The sequence below is a fragment of the Caldovatus sediminis genome (assembly GCF_014644455.1).
GTDB lineage: Bacteria > Pseudomonadota > Alphaproteobacteria > Acetobacterales > Acetobacteraceae > Caldovatus > Caldovatus sediminis.
The window spans coordinates 228,868-244,389 of record NZ_BMKS01000004.1; the positions used below are offsets into that span (position 1 = coordinate 228,868).

The following is a 15,522-nucleotide window of genomic DNA, read 5'->3' on the forward strand; positions in this document are numbered from 1 at the left end:
GGCGGGCCCCCTCTCCCGCGGCGTGCCGGGCAGCGGCCGCTAGAGCCGTTTTCGCGCGGCTGAGCTCGCGGCAACGGCTCCCGCGCGCTGTTTGCCGAGCCGATCCACGCTCCCGGCGGTTTCCACCGTCCGCGACCGGCTCTACTCGGCGGCGAGCGCCGGCGCGGCCGGGGTGAGGCCGTTCATCCGCCGGTCCTGCGCCGCGGTCAGCCGAGCCATCTTGCGCAGGTCGGACTCGCCCAGGTTGATCGCCGCCTCGGCCCAGAGATCGACGATGTCGCGCAGCTCCTCGATCGTGATCGGATTCACCCGGCGGCGCGCCTTCTGCGCGAAGTAGAGCGCGTTGTGCTTGCGCGTGTTGCGCTCGATGTACTCCTCGACGGCCGCCTCGCCCATACCGTCCTCGGCGAGGATGTCGACCACGCCCATCTCGTGCAGCTCCTCCGCGGTGTACACGCGGCCGCTGAGGATCATCTTCTCCGCCCGCGCGCGGTCGAGGCGGCGCGCGAGGAAGCTCACCGCGCCCATGCCGGGGAACATGTTGAACAGGATCTCGGGCAGGCCCAGCTTCGCGCTCTTCTCCGCCACGATCAGGTCGTAGGAGAGCGCGCACTCGAAGCCGCCGCCGAGCGCGTCGCCCTGCACGAGCGCCATGGTCACGACCGGAACGTCGAAGGCGACGTGGTTGCGGTGGATCGCCTCGACCGCGACGTGGCCGTAGTGCCGCAGCGCCGCGAGGTCGCCCTTGCGGATCAGCTCGCCGAACAGGCCGAGGTCGCCGCCGAGGTTGAAGATCCCCGGCACGCGCGAGCCCATGACGAACCAGTCGAAGGGCCGCTCGCCGCCCTGCGCGCGCGCGGCGAACAGGCGCTGGATGTCGGACTGCATGGCGCTGATGTCCTGCATCAGTGCCATCGTGTAGCTCGGCCGTCCGGTGGGGCGCTGCCAGGCCCAGAAGCAGCGGTGCTCGGTGTCGAGCGCGACCTCGAGGTTGTCGTAGCGCAGCGCCGCGACCTCGAGATGCGCCGGCGCGAAGGAGCCGGCGCCCGGCACGCCGAGCCGCGGCCCGACCTCGGCGCCGCTCGAGGTCCGGGCCGGCTCGCTGGTGAGGATCGTCGGCTTGTGCAGGTAGGTCATGACTCGCTCCTTCGGGGGTGTTTGCAGCGGGTTTCCGAGGCACCGCGCCGGCGGTTGTGGTGCCGCGCAGGCTGGGCAACCTTACGCGCGGTCCGGCCCCGATCCTGCGCGGATTTCGAGAAAGAAACGACACCGTAGCGGCTTCGCGCGAGTCGGGATTGACGCTACAACACCAAATTTCACGCATTGTTGATCAGTGCCCGGAGAACCCCTGCGGAACGCGGGCAGGCTGGCCATGCCTGAACGATGCCCTGCCCGGCGCACGGCGGTGTGACGTGCGTCCGCGGGCGGCGGTGCAGCCGTCGCGCGGGGGGCACGACAGGGAAGCGCGCCCGTCGCAGGCCGCCATCGGCGGTCACCGCCGCTGCGCGTGGCGTGCCAGGGGCGATCCACCGGCGCGCTCTCGCGTCCCGGTGGGGAAGGCAGGCGGCCGCGTCGCCGCATGGTGCGGTCGCGAGCCGGGCGCTGGCGCCCCAGGCGCGCCGCGCCTGCCGGCCGGTTCAGCCGCGCGCCGAGTCGGTAAGCGACCCGAGCGCCGCCTCGACCCCGCCCGGCGCGTGCGGCACGCCGTTCAGCCGCAGCGCCATCTCGACCGCGCCGAGCGTGCCGATCACCATCGGCTCGTTCAGGTCGCCGAGATGGCCGATGCGGAACACCTGGCCGCCGAGCCGCCCGAGTCCGCCGCCGGTGGAGACGTTGAACCGCTGCAGCGCGGTGCGCCGCACCGCCTCGGCGTCGTGGCCCGGCGGCATGAGGACGGTGGTGACGGAGTCCGAGCAGCGCGCGGGGTTGGTGCAGAACAGCCGCGGCCCGTCGTTGCCGGACCAGCGCTGGACGCAGGCGCGCACGGCGCGCGCGAGGCGCGCGTGGCGCGCGAACACCTGGTCGAGACCCTCCTCCTCGATGAGGCGGAGCGACTCCTTGAGCCCGTAGAACAGCGCGATCGGCACCGTGCCGACGAAGCTGCGGTGCCTGCGGCCGAGCATGTTCGTCCAGTTGAAGTAGTGCCGGGGCAGGCGCGCCTCGCGGTGTGCCGCCATGGCCTTCTCGGAGACCGCGGTGAAGCTGAAGCCGGTCGGCAGCATCAGCCCCTTCTGGCTGCCGCCGACCGCGACGTCCACGCGCCACTCGTCCATCCGGAAGTCGAAGGAGGCGAGCGAGGAGATGGTGTCGGCGAGCAGCAGCGCCGGATGGCCGGTCTCGTCGAGCGCCGCGCGCACCTCCTCGACCGGCAGCATCAGGCCGGTCGAGGTCTCGTTGTGCACGGCGCAGACGCCCTTGATGGCGTGGGCGCGGTCCGCGGCGAGCGCCGCGCGCACCGCCGCCATCTCGACGCCGCGCCGCCAGTCGGCCGCCACCGTCTGCACCGCGAGTCCGAGGTCGCGCGCCATCTGCGCCCAGCCTTCCGAGAAGTAGCCGGTCTCGAGCATCAGCAGGCGGTCGCCGGGCGAGAACAGGTTGACCAGGCTCGCCTCCCAGGCGCCGTGGCCGGAGGCGGTGTAGAGGAACACCTCCTGGCGCGTCTTGAGCACGCGCTTCAGGCCGGCCACGCAGTCCGCGTAGAGGGCGAAGAAGTCGTCGTCGTTGAAGTCCACGCTGTTGTGCGCGCAGGCGAGAAGCACCGAGTCCGGGATGTTGGTCGGGCCCGGATTGGCGAAGAACAGGCGGCCGCGCGGCTTGCGCGCGGGAGGCGTGTCGGTCTGGGCGGTCATGCGGGCGGGTCCTCTCGCGAGGCGCGCAGGATAGGCGCCGCCCGGGGCGGTGGAAAAGGCGGGGCAGGCCGGGCGACGGCGACCCCGCCGGCGGCGTCACGCCCGCGGCGGCGGTTGCGCCCGGTCGAAGCCGGGACGCGGGATGAGGTCCATCAGCATGCAGGCGAGCCCGCCGTCCACCAGCAGCTCGGCGCCGTTCACGTAGGCGGCGCGCTCGCTCGCGAGGAACAGCACGGCGTCGGCGATGTCCGCCGGCTCGGCGATGCGCCGGAGCGGGACCATCGCCTTGCGGCGCTCCTCGACCCCCGGCACGGCGTAGAAGGCCCGCGACATCGGCGTGCGCACCAGGCCCGGGCAGACGGCGTTGCTGCGGATGCCCCAGGGGCCCCACTCGGCGGCGATCTGGCGCGAGAGCATGGCGACGGCCGACTTGCTCGCGCTGTAGGCGCCGCTGTTGGTCTGCGGCTCGAGCGCGGCGATCGAGGCGACGTGCACCATGCTGCCCCGCCCGCGCTCGCGCATCTGCCGCCCGAAGGCCTGGGCGCAGAGCAGGTAGCCGGTCAGGTTGACCGCGAGCACCTGGTTCCAGTCGGCGAGCGGGAGCGCGTCCAGCGGCCCGGGGCGCAGGATGCCGGCGTTGTTGACCAGCACGTCGGCCCCGCCGAGCCGCTTCGCGACCTCCGCCGCGGCGGCCTCGACCGCCGCGGGGTCGGTGGTGTCGCAGGCGAGGCCGATGGCCTCCGCGCCGCCCGCGCCGCGCAGCGCCGCGGCGGCCTCCTCGGCGCCGGCGCCGTCGCGGTCGAGCAGGGCGACGCGCGCGCCGGCCGCGGCGAAGCCCGCGCCGATCGCGCGGCCGATGCCGCCGGCGCCGCCGGTGACGACGCAGGCGAGGCCCTGGAGACGAAGCCAGTCCGCCATGGCGTGGGTCCTCCCTTCCCGATCATGCGCGCGGCGGCTGCGCCGCCGGCACCGTCGCCGCGCCGCGCGCCGCGGGCGCCGTGGCGGTCCGGCCGCGGACCTCCAGCAGCCCGGCGATGCCGCGCGGCAGGAACAGCATGAAGAGCACCAGGAGCAGGCCGTAGACCAGCGGCGCCGCGCCGATGAACTGCGTGCCGAAGGTCACGCGCAGCGTCTCGTCGAGCCCGATGGTGAACAGCGCCCCCATGGTCGGGCCGAGCGGGCTGTACATGCCGCCGGCGATCGCGCCGAACACGATCTGCAGCGAGATGCCGAGGCCGGCGAGCGACTCCGGGTTGAGGTACATCCGGTACTGCGCGGTCAGCCCGCCTGCGAGGCCGGCGAGCGCGGTCGAGATCAGCGTCACCTTGAGCTTCTCCCGCGCCACGCGGATGCCGATCGAGGCCGCGGCGTCTTCGTCCTCCGCCACCGCGGCGAGCGCCTTCGAGGTCATCGAGCGGTCGAGCAGCCGCCAGGCGAGCAGCCCGCAGGCCCAGGCGAGCAGCCCCAGCCACCAGAACCCGGCCTTGCCGAGCTGCATCGCCGCCAGCGCCTCGCCCGGCGGCGCCTGGTCCGGCGTCATGCCGAGCGAGCCCCCGGTGACCGAGCGCGTCGCGGTGACCAGGATGCGCACGATTTCCCCGGCGGCGAGGGTGACGAGGGCGAAGTAGTGCCCGACGACGCGCAGCCGGAAGGCGGGCCAGCCGAGCAGCGCGCCGGCGAGCGCGGCGAGCGCCACGCCGACCGGCAGGCCGATCCAGGGCGTGATCCCCTGGAAGTTCCACAGCAGCGCCATGGTGTAGGCGGCGATGCCGAGGAACGCGCCGTGCCCGAAGGAGACGAGCCCGAACCGCCCCATCAGCGCCCATGCGGTGCAGGCGAGCGCGACGAGAAGGGCGGTGATCGCGAGGTGCATGAAGTACTCGGGCGGCCCGAGCAGCGGCACGCAGGCGAGGGCGGCGAGGACGAGGAGCGGCAGGGCGAGGTCGCGCGTCATCGGGCGAACAGTCCCCGCGGGCGGAGGAACATCACGACGATGAAGAACGCGAAGGCGACGACGTAGGACATCTCCGTGTTCCACCAGAAGCCGCCGACCGAGACCAGAATCCCCATCAGGAAGGCCGCGAGGAAGCCACCCAGCATGTTGCCGAGGCCGCCCATGACGCAGATGATGAAGGTGATCGGCCCGAAGGAGAGGCCGACGAAGGGGTGCACGTCGAGCTGCACGACGAGCAGGCATGCGGCGAAGCCGGCGAGCGTGCCGCCGATCGCGGAGGTGACGAGGTAGCTCCGCCGCGGGTCCACCCCCATCAGCGGCATCACCTCCCGGTCGCGGGCGATGGCGCGGATCGCGGTGCCGACATAGGTGAACTTGAGGAAGGCCCAGAGCGCCGCCGCGCCGAAAAGCGCCGCGACGAAGGCGGCGAGCTTGGTCCCGGAGACGAAGACCTCGCCCACCTCCATCGGCGGCATCTCGACGCCGAGGCTGCGGAAGTCGGTCGAGAAGACCAGGGTCGCGCCGCCCTGCAGCACGAACAGCACGCCGCCCGTCGCCAGCACCTGGTTGATCGGCGGCGCCCCGAGCAGCGGGCGCACCACGAGCAGGTGCAGCGCGACGCCGAGCGCGGCGACGACCGGCAGGCAGGCGGCGAAGGCCAGGGCGAGCGGCCAGCCCGCCTGGGTGTGGAGGAACCACACCGCGTACATGCCGACCATCACCAGCTCCGCGTAGCAGAGCCAGATCACGTCCACGACGCCGAAGACCAGGTTGAGGCCGAGCACCGGCAGGGCGAACACCCCGCCGAGCAGCACCCCGTTCACCAGCGCCTCGAGGAGGAAGGGATCCATCAGTGCATCCCGAGATAGCTGCGGCGGATGGCCGGATCGGCGGCGAGGTCGGCGGCGCGGCCCGCGGCGACGACGCGGCCGGTCTCCAGCACGTAGGCGCGGTCCACGACGCGCAGCACCTGCGCCACGTTCTGCTCGACGATCAGCACCGTGAGCCCCTCCTCGCGGATGCGGCGGACCAGGGCGAAGACCTGCTGCACCACGATCGGCGCGAGGCCGGCGGAGGGCTCGTCGAGCAGCAGGATGCGCGGCCCCGACATCAGCGCGCGGCCGATCGCGCACATCTGCTGTTCGCCGCCCGAGAGCGTGCCGGCGGGCTGGCGGCGCCGCTCCGCGAGGCGAGGGAAGAGGGCGAAGACGTGCTCGCGGCGTTCGGCGAATCTCGCCCGCGCGCTCGGCGCGAAGGCACCGACCTTGAGGTTCTCCTCCACCGTCAGGTGCGGAAACAGGCGCCGGTTCTCCGGCACATGGGCGATGCCGAGCGAGGGCAGCGCGTGCGCTGGGACCGCCGTCAGGTCCTGCCCGCCGTAGCGCAGCGTCCCCGCCGTCGGGCGCAGCAGGCCGGAGATCACGCGGAGCAGCGTCGTCTTGCCCGCGCCGTTCGGGCCGACGACGCCCACCGCCTCGCCGGGCGCGACGTGCAGGTCCACGCCGAACAGCGCCTGGAAGTCGCCATAGCCGGCCCGGACTCCGGAGAGTTCGAGCCGTGCCGCCGCCGCATCGCCCGTATCCGGGGCGCGGTGCGTCGCCGCGCTCATGCGGCGCGCGCCTCGGGCGGACCGAGATAGACCTCCGCCACCTTCGGATCCTCCTGCGCCGCCTGCGGCGTGCCCTCGAAGATCACCGCGCCGTGGTCGAGCACCACCACGCGGTCCACGACCGAGAGCAGCACGCCCATGATGTGCTCGACCCAGACGATGGTGATGCCGCGCTCGTCGCGGATGCGCCTGAGCATGTCGGCAGCGGTGCGCATCTCCGCCGCGTCCAGCCCGCCGAGCGATTCGTCGGCCAGCAGCAGCCGCGGCCCCGTGGCGAGCGCGCGGGCGAGCTCCAGCTTCTTGAGCCCGGCCGCGCCCAGCCCCGCGGCGGTCGCGTGCAGATCGTCCGGAAGCTGCGCGAGGCGGAGCGCGTCGCGCGCCCGCGCCTCCGCCTCCGCCCGCGGGATCGCGCCGCCGGCGCCGTAATGCGCGGCGAGCACCGCGTTCTCGAGCAGCGTGAGGCGGCGGAAGGGGCGGGGAATCTGGAAGGTGCGGCCGATCCCGCGGCGGCAGACCTCGTCGGCCGGGCGGCCGGCGATCTCCTGCCCGTCGAACAGGACGCGGCCCGCCATCGGCCGCAGCGCGCCGGCGATGCAGTTGAAGGTCGTGCTCTTGCCCGAGCCGTTGGGTCCGAGGAGCCCCAGGATCTCCCCCTCCGCGACGGAGAAGGAGACCTGGTCTACGGCGGTGAAGCCGCCGAAGCGCTTCGTCAGACCCGCGACCCGGAGGAGCGGGGCGGCGCCGCTCACGAACGCAGGGCGAAGGGGCTGGAGGGCGGCAGCGGCAGCACCGGCGGGCCGCCGGCGATCGCGGTCGGCCACACGACGCGACCCCTGCCGCCCTCGAACTGCATCACCACCGGGAAGCTGCGCTCGTTCTGGCCCGACATCGGGTTGCCGGGTGGGACGAACTTCACGCCGTAGCCCTGGATGGTGCCGCCGACCGGGATGTCCACCTCGAGCGCCGCCTCGCGCAGCGCGTCGGCCGAAAGGCCGCCGGTCCTGCGCACGCTCGGCTTGAGCACGTGCTCGAGGAACACCCAGGTGTTGTTGAAGCCCATCGAGGCGTGCGCCGGCAGGTCGCGCACCCGGTGCTTGGCCTGATAGCGCTCGACGAAGACGCGGGCGAGGTCACCGACGCCAGGGCGGAGCTTCGACCAGTCGAGCATCTGCGTGCCGACCGGGTCGACGTTGTAGATGTGGTTCACGTCGTTGCCGAAGGTCTCGGTCAGGCGGTCGATCTGCGCATGCCCCGCGCCGTGGCCGATCAGCGCGCGGAAGCGCAGGCCCCCCGCCTTGGCCTGGCGTAGGAACAGGGTGATGTCGGGGTTGTAGCCGGTGTGCAGGACGACGTCGGGCCGCTCGCGCCGCAGCTTCGTCACCAGGGTCGAGAGGTCGGGCGCGCTGGCGCTGTAGCCCTCCTTGAGCACCAGTGGCATGTTCCTGCTGCGCGCCTGCGCCTCGATCGCCGCGGCGACCCCGGTGCCGTAGGGGCCGTCCTCGTAGATCGCGGCCAGCCGCACGCGCTCGGGCGGCATGCCGAGCCGCGCCTGCGCGTGCTCGTGCACGAAGGAGACGGAGGCCTCGCCGTACTGGTCGGAATGCACCGTGGGGCGGAAGACGTAGCGCAGGTTGCGGACCTTCAGCACCGCGACCGAGATCGCGCTGGTGATCCACATGACCTTCCGCGCCTGCTCGAAGCGCTGGGCCAGCGGCACGGCGTGGGCGGAGGAGTAGATCCCGGTGATGACCTCCAGCCGCTCCTGGCCGAGCAGGCGCTCGGCCTCGTTGATCGCGGTCTCGGTGCGGGACTGGCTGTCGGCGGTGACGGCCTGGACCGGGCGGCCGTCCACGCCGCCGCGCTCGTTGAACAGCTCGATCGCGACCTCGGCGCCCCAGAAGAGGGGCTGGCTGCCGGCGCCGGCGAAGGGGCCGGAGAGGTCGGTCATCACGCCGACGCGCAGCGGCTCGCCGCGCGCCGGCCCGCTCTGCTGCGCGCGGGCGGTGGCCGGCACGGTGGCGGCGAGGGCGCCGGCGGCGCCCGCCTGCAGCAGCCCGCGCCGGGTGGTTGCGCTGGCGTTGGGCATCGGTTCCGTTCCTCCCGGGCCTGTTCCCGGCCGGCGGTCGCCGCGCCCTCTCGACGGAGCGCCGATGCCGCGGTCGGGCAGCAAAGGACGTGCGCCATCGCCCCGTCAAGCCAGGAGGGCGGGGCCGTCGCATCCGCTCCGCGCATCGGCGCAGGCGCGGCCCGCCGGCATCCCCGTTTCGGCATGGCTGGCGCGCCGATTCGCGCCGGCCGGCCGCATTGACCCGTTCCGGGCGGCGGCGCAGTCTCGCGCGGAACCGTACGGACAGGCCCGCCGATGACCACACCCGGTGCCGCCCCTGCCGGCCCCGAGGCGCCGCTGTCGCGCCGCCAGGACGTCCGCATCTGCGCCCTGATCGGCTGCGGGCACTTCCTCAGCCATTTCTACATGCTCTGCCTGCCGCCGCTGTTCCTCGCCTGGCGGGCGGAGTTCGAGGTCTCCTACGCGACCCTCGGCCTCGCCACCGCGGTGATGAGCGCGACCACCGCGGCGCTGCAGACGCCGATGGGCTTCTGGATCGACCGCCACGGCGCGCGGCCCTTCCTGGTCGGCGGCACGCTGCTGATGGCGCTGTCGGTCTCGGCGATGGCGTTCGCGCCGGCCTTCTGGATGATCGTGGCGCTGGCGCTGCTCTCGGGGGTGGGGAACTCGGTGATCCACCCGGCGGACTACGCCATCCTCGCCGGCAGCGTGAACAAGTCGTTCATGGGACGCGCCTTCGCGCTGCACACCTTCAGCGGCAATCTCGGCTTCGCCCTGGCGCCGCCGGTCATCGCCCTGCTGATGACCGTGATGGGCTGGCGCGCCGCCCTGCTGCTCGTCGGCCTGCTCGGCGTGCCCGTCGTCGCGGCGATCCTGTGGCAGAGCCGCATCCTGCGCGACCAGGCGAAGCCGGCGCCGAAGCCGGCCGGCGAGGCGGGCGCGGAGACGGCGCCGAGCGGGCGGGCGCTGCTGCTGTCCAGGCCGATGCTGCTGTTCTTCGGCTTCTTCCTGCTCACCGCGATGGCCGGGTCCGGCGTGCAGAGCTTCGTCATCGCCGTGCTCGGCCAGATCTGGGGCACGCCGGTCGCGGTCGGCTCGATGGTGCTCACCGGCTACATGGTGGGCGCGACCCTGGGCACGCTGGTCGGCGGCTGGGTGGCGGACCGGACGCGGCGCAGCCTGGTCGGCTTCGTCGTCCTGCTGACGCTGGTGGCGATGGCGCTGCTGCTCGCGCTCGGCCTGGTGCCGATGCCGGAGGTGCTGATGCCGGTGGTGGCGACGGCGGCGGGCCTCGCGCTCGGCTCGTCGCGCACGCCGCGCGACGTGATGCTGAAGGACGCCTCGCCGCCGGGGCAGATCGGCAAGGTGTTCGGCTTCGTCTCCTCCGGCCTGCCGCTGGGCTCGGCGATCATGCCGGTGCCGATGGGGGTGCTGATCGACCTCGGCCATCCGGAGCTGGTGCTGCCGGCGGTGGCGGGACTGCTCGGCCTGTCGCTGCTCTGCATGGGCGGGGCGGAGGGCGCCGCGCGGGCGGTCCGGAAGGCCGCAGCGGCGGCACGCCCGGCGCCGGCCGCCGCGCGCACGATGGCGGCCGAGTAGCCTTCCCGAAGCTCCGCCTGCGGAGCGCGCCCCCTGGCGGCGGCCTCCCTCGCTGCGTGCGTCCGGCGACGCCCCGCTGACCCCCCTCCAGGTGTGTGCCGGACGGATGCCGGCCTCGGGGCGCCTGGCGAGAGGCGGTGCCGTGGCAACCGGAACCATGCCGGCGCGCGCGGAGCTAGAGCCGATCGCGGACGGCTGGAAACCGCCGGGAGCGTGAACCGGCCCGGCACACGACGGCAGGAGCCGTTGCCGCGAGCACAGCCGAGCGAAAACGGCTCTCGCCGCGCGCCATGGCGCGGTGTGCGACCGCCACCTACCCGTGCGCGAGCTTCAGCCCCGCGACGCCGGCGAGGATCAGCACCAGGCAGAGGATGCGCAGCGGCGTTGCCGGGTCTCCTTCCACGGCCATGCCCCAGAGCGCCGCGCCGGCCGCGCCGATGCCGGTCCAGACCGCGTACACCGTGCCGATCGGCAGCACCTGCAGGGCTCGCGACATGCAGTAGAAGCTGACCGCCATGGCGGCGAGGGTGGCGAGGCTCCAGCTCAGGCGGGTGAAGCCGTCGGTGTATTTCAGGGTCACGGTCCAGACGACCTCGGACAGGCCGGCGACCGAGAGCCAGAGCCATTCCGGTGCGAAGGGCGTCATGCGGCGCCGATCCGGGCGAGGCGGCGGCACGGCCACGGGATCAGCGCGGCACCGCGGCGCGGGCCGCGCCGGCGATCGCGAGCACTGGCCGCCAGGCGGTGGCGGGCGAAGGAGGCCGAGCTCCTTCCGGCCGGGTCGGGCCGCTCTTCAGGCCCGCCTCGCCCCATCGGGCGTGCCATCCGGCCTCGCGGGACAGCCGGGCGGCGCCACCGAGGCGCCGCACGCCGATCGCCCCCAAGGGCCCCATCAGCGCCGCGACGCGCCGCCCTTCCCGCCGCCGCGCTACGCCGCCTGCCGCTCGAACGCCCCCTGGCGCACCAGCTCCTCGGCGATCTGCACGGCGTTCAGCGCCGCGCCCTTGCGCAGGTTGTCGGCGACGCACCAGAAGGCGAGGCCGTGCGGCACGGTCGGGTCCTTCCGCAGGCGCGAGACGTAGACCGGGTCCTCGCCCGCGATCTCGACCGGCGTCGCGTAGCCGCCGTCGTCGCGCCGGTCGAGCACCGTCACGCCCGGCGCGGCGCGCAGCGCCTCCCAGGCCTGCTGCTCGGTGATCGGGCGCTCGAACTCGACGTGCACCGCCTCGGCGTGGCCGATGAACACCGGCACGCGGACGCAGGTCGCCATCACCGCGATGTCGGGGTCGAGGATCTTCCGCGTCTCGACCGCCATCTTCCACTCCTCCTTGGTCGAGCCGTCCTCCAGGAACCGGTCGATGTGGGGGATGACGTTGAAGGCGATCTGCTTGGTGAACTGCTCCGGCCTCGGCGAATCGTTCACGAACACGCCCCGGGTCTGCGACCACAGCTCGTCCATCGCCTCCTTCCCGGCGCCGGAGACCGACTGGTAGGTGGCGACCACGACCCGCCTCACCCGGGCGATGTCGTGCAGCGGCTTCAGCGCCACCACCATCTGGATGGTCGAGCAGTTCGGGTTGGCGATGATGTTGCGCTTGCGGAAGCCGCGCAGCGCGTGCCGGTTCACCTCCGGCACCACCAGCGGGATGTCCGGCTCCATCCGGAAGTGGCTGGTGTTGTCGATCACGACGCAGCCGGCGGCGGCGGCGCGCGGCGCGTGCACGGCGGAGACCGAGGCGCCGGGCGAGAACAGGCCGATGTCCACCCCCGCGAAGTCGAATTTCTCCAGGTTCTGGACCTTGAGCACGGCCTTCTCGCCGAACGAGACCTCCTGCCCGGCCGACCGGCCGGAGGCGAGGGCGATCACCTCGTCCGCCGGGAAATCCCGCTCCGCGAGGGTCTTCAGCATCTCGCGCCCCACCGCTCCGGTGGCGCCGACGACCGCGACCCGATAGCCCATGACCCGATGGCTCCCGTGATTCCGGCCCTGTCCCTCGGGGCCGCGGGGACCCTCTACGGTCTGCGGGCCGGCGCTTCAAGCGCGGGGCGCGCGGGACACCCCTGAGCCCCGCGAAGGGATGGGCCTTGACCTCCGCCGCCGGCGCCCGCTCCTATGGGCGCGGCGGGATCATCCTGCCCGGCGGAAGGAGCGGAGGACATACCGATGGCCTGGAAGAAGCCCCGCGTGACCGAGGTCTCCCTCGCCATGGAGATCAACTGCTACGCCTGCGCCGAGGCCTGATCCGGGCCTCGCGGCGAGGGCCGGCCCGGGCCGAGGCCGCCCGCCGCGCTCCTGACGGGCTTCGCCGCGGGCCGTTCCGGTCCCGGGAGTGAGGGATGGCCGTGCTCCGGGCGCTGGTCCTCGGCTCCGCGGCAGGTGGCGGGTTCCCGCAGTGGAACTCGGCCGGGTCCGGATGCCGCCGCGCCCGTGCCGGCGACCCGGCGGCCAGGCCCCGGACCCAGACCTCGCTCGCCGTCACCGCGGACGGCGAGCGCTGGGCGCTGCTCAACGCGGCGCCCGACCTGCGGGCGCAGATCGAGGCCAACCCGCCGCTGCACCCCCGGCCCGCGCCCGGCGCGGTGCGGCATTCGCCGATCGCCGCGGTGGTGCTGACCGGCGGCGAGGTGGACGGCATCGCCGGCCTGCTCACCCTGCGCGAGCGCCACGCCTTCGCCCTCTACGCCGGCGCGCCGGTGCTCGCGGTGCTGCGCGACAACCCGATCTTCAACGCCGTCAACCCGGCCATCGTGCCGCGGCGGGCGCTGCCGCCCGGCGCGCCGGTCCTGCTGGCGGACGCGGCGGGGGAGCCGCTCGGCCTCCGCGTCGAGGCCTTCGCCGTGCCGGGCAAGGTGCCGCTGTTCCAGGAACCGCCCGACGGCGCCGATCCGGGCCGGGCGGAGGCGGGGGAGACGGTGGGCCTCGCGCTGCGCGCCGCCGCCGGCGGCCCGACGCTGCTCTTCATCCCCGGCTGCGCCGCCCTCACCCCGGCGCTGCGCGCGCGCATCGCCGGCGCCGACACGGTGCTGTTCGACGGCACCCTCTGGCGCGACGACGAGATGATCCGCGCCGGCGCCGGCCCCAAGACCGGCGCGCGCATGGGCCACATGAGCCTCGACGGGCCCGACGGCACGCTCGCCGCCTTCCGCGATCTGCCGGTGCGGCGCAAGATCCTGATCCACATCAACAACACCAACCCCGTCCTGCTCGCCGACAGCCCGGAGCGCGCCGCCGTCGAGGCGGCCGGCTGGGAGGTCGCCGAGGACGGCATGGAGATCACGCTGTGAGGCAGGACGACGAGGAGGGCGCCCCGCTCTCGCCCGAGGAGCTGGAGCGCCGCCTGCGCGCCATCGGCGCGGAGCGCTACCACAGCCTGCACCCCTTCCACCGGCTGCTGCACGGCGGGAAGCTCACCAAGGGCCAGGTGCAGGCCTGGGCGCTGAACCGCTACTACTACCAGGCCTCCATCCCGAGGAAGGACGCCAGCCTGCTGGCCCGCCTGCCGACGCCGGAGCTGCGCCGCGAATGGCGCCGGCGCCTCGTGGACCACGACGGCGACGGGGTGACGCCCGGCGGCGTCGAGCGCTGGCTGAAGCTGACCGACGGGCTCGGCCTCGATCGCGGCTACGTCACCTCGCTCGCCGGCCTGCTGCCGGCCACACGCTTCGCGGTGGACGCCTACGTCGCCTTCGTGCAGGAGCGCAGCGTGCTGGAGGCGGTGGCCTCCTCGCTGACGGAGCTGTTCTCGCCCGCCATCATCAGCGAGCGCGTCGAGGGGATGCTGCGCAGCTACGACTTCGTCTCGCCCGACACGCTCGCCTACTTCACGCCGCGGCTGACGCAGGCGCCGCAGGACTCCGCCTTCGCGCTCGCCTACGTCAAGCGCGAGGCGCGCACGCGGGCGGAGCAGGAGCTCGTGCTCGGCGCGCTGCGCTTCAAGTGCGACCTGCTCTGGGCGCAGCTCGACGCGCTGCACTTCGCCTATGTGGAGCCGCGGCTGCCGCCGCCCGGCGCCTTCCGGCCGGAGGGCATGTGACGGCCGCCGCGATCGCCGGCGCCACCGTCCCGCGCCTCGCGCGCGGCGTGCGGCTGCGCGAGGACGCGGCGCGCGGCGGCCGCTGGGTGGTGATGGCGCCGGAGCGCATGTTCGTCCCCGACGAGATCGCGCTCGAGGTGCTGCGCCTAGTGGACGGCGCGCGCAGCGTGGACGCGATCGTGGACGCGCTCGCCGCCCGCTTCGCGGCGCCGCGCGCGGAGATCGCGGCGGACGTGACGGAGATGCTGCAGGACCTCGCCGCCAAGGGGGTGATCGCGACGTGAGCGCCGCCGGCGAGATCGAGCCCCCGCTCGGCCTGCTCGCGGAACTCACGCATCGCTGCCCGCTGCGCTGTCCCTACTGCTCCAACCCGGTGGCGCTGGCCCGCCCCGGCGAGGAGATGGACACCGCCGCCTGGGCGCGGGTGTTCCGCGAGGCCGCCGCGCTCGGCGTGCTGCAGGTGCATCTCTCGGGCGGCGAGCCGACGGCGCGGCGCGACCTGCCGGAGCTGGTGCGCGCGGCGTCCGAGGCCGGGCTCTACACCAACCTGATCACCGCCGGCGTGCTGCTCGACGCGGCGAAGGTCGAGGCGCTGGCGGCGGCGGGGCTCGACCACGTGCAGCTTTCCGTCCAGGACGCCGCGCCGGCCTCCGCCGACCGCATCGGCGGCCTCGCGGGCGGGCATGCGCGCAAGCTGGAGGCGGCGCGGCTGGTCCGCGCCGCCGGGCTGCCGCTGACGCTGAACGCCGTCGTGCACCGGCAGAACCTCGACCGCCTGCCGGATCTGATCGCGCTCGCCCTCGCGCTCGGTGCCGGGCGGCTGGAGGTGGCGCATGTGCAGTACTACGGCTGGGCGCTCGCCAACCGCGCCGCGCTGCTGCCGACGCGCGCGCAGCTCGACGCCGCGACGGCGACGGTCGGGGCCGCGCGCGCGGCGCACAGGGGACGGCTGGTGATCGACTACGTGATCCCCGACTACCACGCCAGGCGCCCGAAGGCCTGCATGGGCGGCTGGGGCCGGCGGGTGCTGGCGGTGACGCCCGCCGGCAAGGCGCTGCCCTGCCACGCCGCGGAGAGCCTGCCCGGCCTCGCCTTCCCCGACGTGCGGGAGGTGCCGCTCGCCGAGATCTGGCACCGCTCGGAGGCCTTCAACCGCTTCCGCGGCACCGCCTGGATGCCGGAGCCCTGCCGCTCCTGCGACCGGCGCGCGGTGGATTTCGGCGGCTGCCGCTGCCAGGCCTTCGCGCTCACCGGCGACGCCGCGGCGACCGATCCGGCCTGCGAACTCTCGCCGCACCACGCGCTGCTCGACCTCGCGGTGCGGGAGGCGGCGGGGGCGGAGGAGGGCTTCACCTACCGCGAGATGGGCCGCGCCGCGCCGCCCCCGCGCTGATCGGCCCGCCCGCGCG

At 74.1% G+C, this 15,522-nt stretch carries 15 protein-coding genes and 1 pseudogene; 6 read left to right on the plus strand and 10 right to left on the minus strand.

From position 1 onward, the window contains the following. Window positions 1-141: 141 nt before the first annotated feature. The 8 genes and pseudogenes from IEX99_RS08375 to IEX99_RS08410 all read right to left on the minus strand — a co-directional run bounded on the left by IEX99_RS08375 (window position 142) and on the right by IEX99_RS08410 (window position 8,498). Window positions 142-1,137 carry a crotonase/enoyl-CoA hydratase family protein gene (locus tag IEX99_RS08375; protein WP_188899567.1) on the minus strand — a complete coding sequence of 332 codons (996 nt, stop codon included), beginning with the start codon at window positions 1,135-1,137 and terminating at the stop codon, window positions 142-144. A gap of 500 nt (window positions 1,138-1,637) precedes the next feature. Further along, the gene (locus IEX99_RS08380) at window positions 1,638-2,849 is read right to left on the minus strand and encodes a pyridoxal-phosphate-dependent aminotransferase family protein (RefSeq protein WP_188899568.1); all 1,212 of its coding nucleotides are present in this window, start codon (window positions 2,847-2,849) and stop codon (window positions 1,638-1,640) included. Between the two features lie 96 nt (window positions 2,850-2,945). Continuing rightward, window positions 2,946-3,767: an SDR family NAD(P)-dependent oxidoreductase gene (locus IEX99_RS08385; protein WP_188899569.1), complete on the minus strand. Its 822-nt coding sequence runs from the start codon at window positions 3,765-3,767 to the stop codon at window positions 2,946-2,948. Window positions 3,768-3,789: 22 nt separating this feature from the next. Beyond that, window positions 3,790-4,803, minus strand: coding sequence for a branched-chain amino acid ABC transporter permease (locus IEX99_RS08390; RefSeq protein WP_188899570.1), 1,014 nt, complete (start codon window positions 4,801-4,803; stop codon window positions 3,790-3,792). Next, window positions 4,800-5,654, minus strand: a complete 855-nt coding sequence (locus tag IEX99_RS08395; protein ID WP_188899571.1) for a branched-chain amino acid ABC transporter permease — start codon at window positions 5,652-5,654, stop codon at window positions 4,800-4,802. The genes IEX99_RS08390 and IEX99_RS08395 overlap by 4 nt, the downstream gene beginning before the upstream one ends. After that, window positions 5,654-6,298 (minus strand): annotated as a pseudogene (locus IEX99_RS08400) (ABC transporter ATP-binding protein); the annotation flags it as partial. The gene IEX99_RS08395 and the pseudogene IEX99_RS08400, both read right to left, overlap by 1 nt. A gap of 110 nt (window positions 6,299-6,408) precedes the next feature. Further along, the gene (locus IEX99_RS08405) at window positions 6,409-7,161 is read right to left on the minus strand and encodes an ABC transporter ATP-binding protein (RefSeq protein ID WP_188899573.1); all 753 of its coding nucleotides are present in this window, start codon (window positions 7,159-7,161) and stop codon (window positions 6,409-6,411) included. Then, window positions 7,158-8,498: an ABC transporter substrate-binding protein gene (locus IEX99_RS08410; protein WP_188899574.1), complete on the minus strand. Its 1,341-nt coding sequence runs from the start codon at window positions 8,496-8,498 to the stop codon at window positions 7,158-7,160. The genes IEX99_RS08405 and IEX99_RS08410 overlap by 4 nt, the downstream gene beginning before the upstream one ends. Before the next feature lie 276 nt (window positions 8,499-8,774). Between IEX99_RS08410 and IEX99_RS08415 the strand changes: the two genes are divergently transcribed. After that, window positions 8,775-10,079 (plus strand): MFS transporter, encoded by a 1,305-nt coding sequence (locus tag IEX99_RS08415; RefSeq protein WP_188899575.1) that lies wholly within the window; start codon window positions 8,775-8,777, stop codon window positions 10,077-10,079. 313 nt (window positions 10,080-10,392) lie between these two features. On the opposite strand, the gene IEX99_RS08420 is transcribed toward IEX99_RS08415, so the two are convergent. Then, on the minus strand, window positions 10,393-10,725 hold the full coding sequence (locus tag IEX99_RS08420) for a DMT family transporter (protein ID WP_188899576.1): 333 nt from the start codon (window positions 10,723-10,725) through the stop codon (window positions 10,393-10,395). A 282-nt stretch (window positions 10,726-11,007) separates the two neighbouring features. Beyond that, window positions 11,008-12,039 carry an aspartate-semialdehyde dehydrogenase gene (locus IEX99_RS08425; protein WP_188899577.1) on the minus strand — a complete coding sequence of 344 codons (1,032 nt, stop codon included), beginning with the start codon at window positions 12,037-12,039 and terminating at the stop codon, window positions 11,008-11,010. A gap of 153 nt (window positions 12,040-12,192) precedes the next feature. Between IEX99_RS08425 and pqqA the strand changes: the two genes are divergently transcribed. The 5 genes from pqqA (at window position 12,193) to pqqE (ending at window position 15,506) form a co-directional block, all read left to right on the plus strand. Continuing rightward, window positions 12,193-12,321, plus strand: coding sequence for a pyrroloquinoline quinone precursor peptide PqqA (gene pqqA / locus IEX99_RS22420; protein WP_229677881.1), 129 nt, complete (start codon window positions 12,193-12,195; stop codon window positions 12,319-12,321). A 101-nt stretch (window positions 12,322-12,422) separates the two neighbouring features. Beyond that, window positions 12,423-13,364, plus strand: coding sequence for a pyrroloquinoline quinone biosynthesis protein PqqB (gene pqqB / locus IEX99_RS08435; RefSeq protein WP_188899776.1), 942 nt, complete (start codon window positions 12,423-12,425; stop codon window positions 13,362-13,364). Next, the gene (gene pqqC, locus IEX99_RS08440; protein ID WP_188899578.1) at window positions 13,361-14,113 is read left to right on the plus strand and encodes a pyrroloquinoline-quinone synthase PqqC; all 753 of its coding nucleotides are present in this window, start codon (window positions 13,361-13,363) and stop codon (window positions 14,111-14,113) included. The genes pqqB and pqqC overlap by 4 nt, the downstream gene beginning before the upstream one ends. Beyond that, entirely contained in the window at window positions 14,110-14,397 is a 288-nt protein-coding gene (gene pqqD / locus IEX99_RS08445; RefSeq protein WP_188899579.1) for a pyrroloquinoline quinone biosynthesis peptide chaperone PqqD, read from the plus strand. Before pqqC ends, pqqD begins: the two co-directional genes overlap by 4 nt. Next, a complete protein-coding gene (gene pqqE / locus IEX99_RS08450) occupies window positions 14,394-15,506 on the plus strand; it encodes a pyrroloquinoline quinone biosynthesis protein PqqE (RefSeq protein ID WP_188899580.1) in 1,113 nt (370 codons plus the stop codon). The genes pqqD and pqqE overlap by 4 nt, the downstream gene beginning before the upstream one ends. Window positions 15,507-15,522 lie beyond the last annotated feature (16 nt).

Bases quoted from the DNA above. Each gene is read 5' to 3' on its own strand.
- IEX99_RS08375 (WP_188899567.1), bottom strand. From the start codon at position 1,137: ATGACCTACCTGCACAAGCCGACGATCCTCACCAGCGAGCCGGCCCGG.
- IEX99_RS08380 (WP_188899568.1), bottom strand. From the start codon at position 2,849: ATGACCGCCCAGACCGACACGCCTCCCGCGCGCAAGCCGCGCGGCCGC.
- IEX99_RS08385 (WP_188899569.1), bottom strand. From the start codon at position 3,767: ATGGCGGACTGGCTTCGTCTCCAGGGCCTCGCCTGCGTCGTCACCGGC.
- IEX99_RS08390 (WP_188899570.1), bottom strand. From the start codon at position 4,803: ATGACGCGCGACCTCGCCCTGCCGCTCCTCGTCCTCGCCGCCCTCGCC.
- IEX99_RS08395 (WP_188899571.1), bottom strand. From the start codon at position 5,654: ATGGATCCCTTCCTCCTCGAGGCGCTGGTGAACGGGGTGCTGCTCGGC.
- IEX99_RS08410 (WP_188899574.1), bottom strand. From the start codon at position 8,498: ATGCCCAACGCCAGCGCAACCACCCGGCGCGGGCTGCTGCAGGCGGGC.
- IEX99_RS08415 (WP_188899575.1), top strand. From the start codon at position 8,775: ATGACCACACCCGGTGCCGCCCCTGCCGGCCCCGAGGCGCCGCTGTCG.
- IEX99_RS08420 (WP_188899576.1), bottom strand. From the start codon at position 10,725: ATGACGCCCTTCGCACCGGAATGGCTCTGGCTCTCGGTCGCCGGCCTG.
- IEX99_RS08425 (WP_188899577.1), bottom strand. From the start codon at position 12,039: ATGGGCTATCGGGTCGCGGTCGTCGGCGCCACCGGAGCGGTGGGGCGC.
- pqqA (WP_229677881.1), top strand. From the start codon at position 12,193: ATGGGCGCGGCGGGATCATCCTGCCCGGCGGAAGGAGCGGAGGACATA.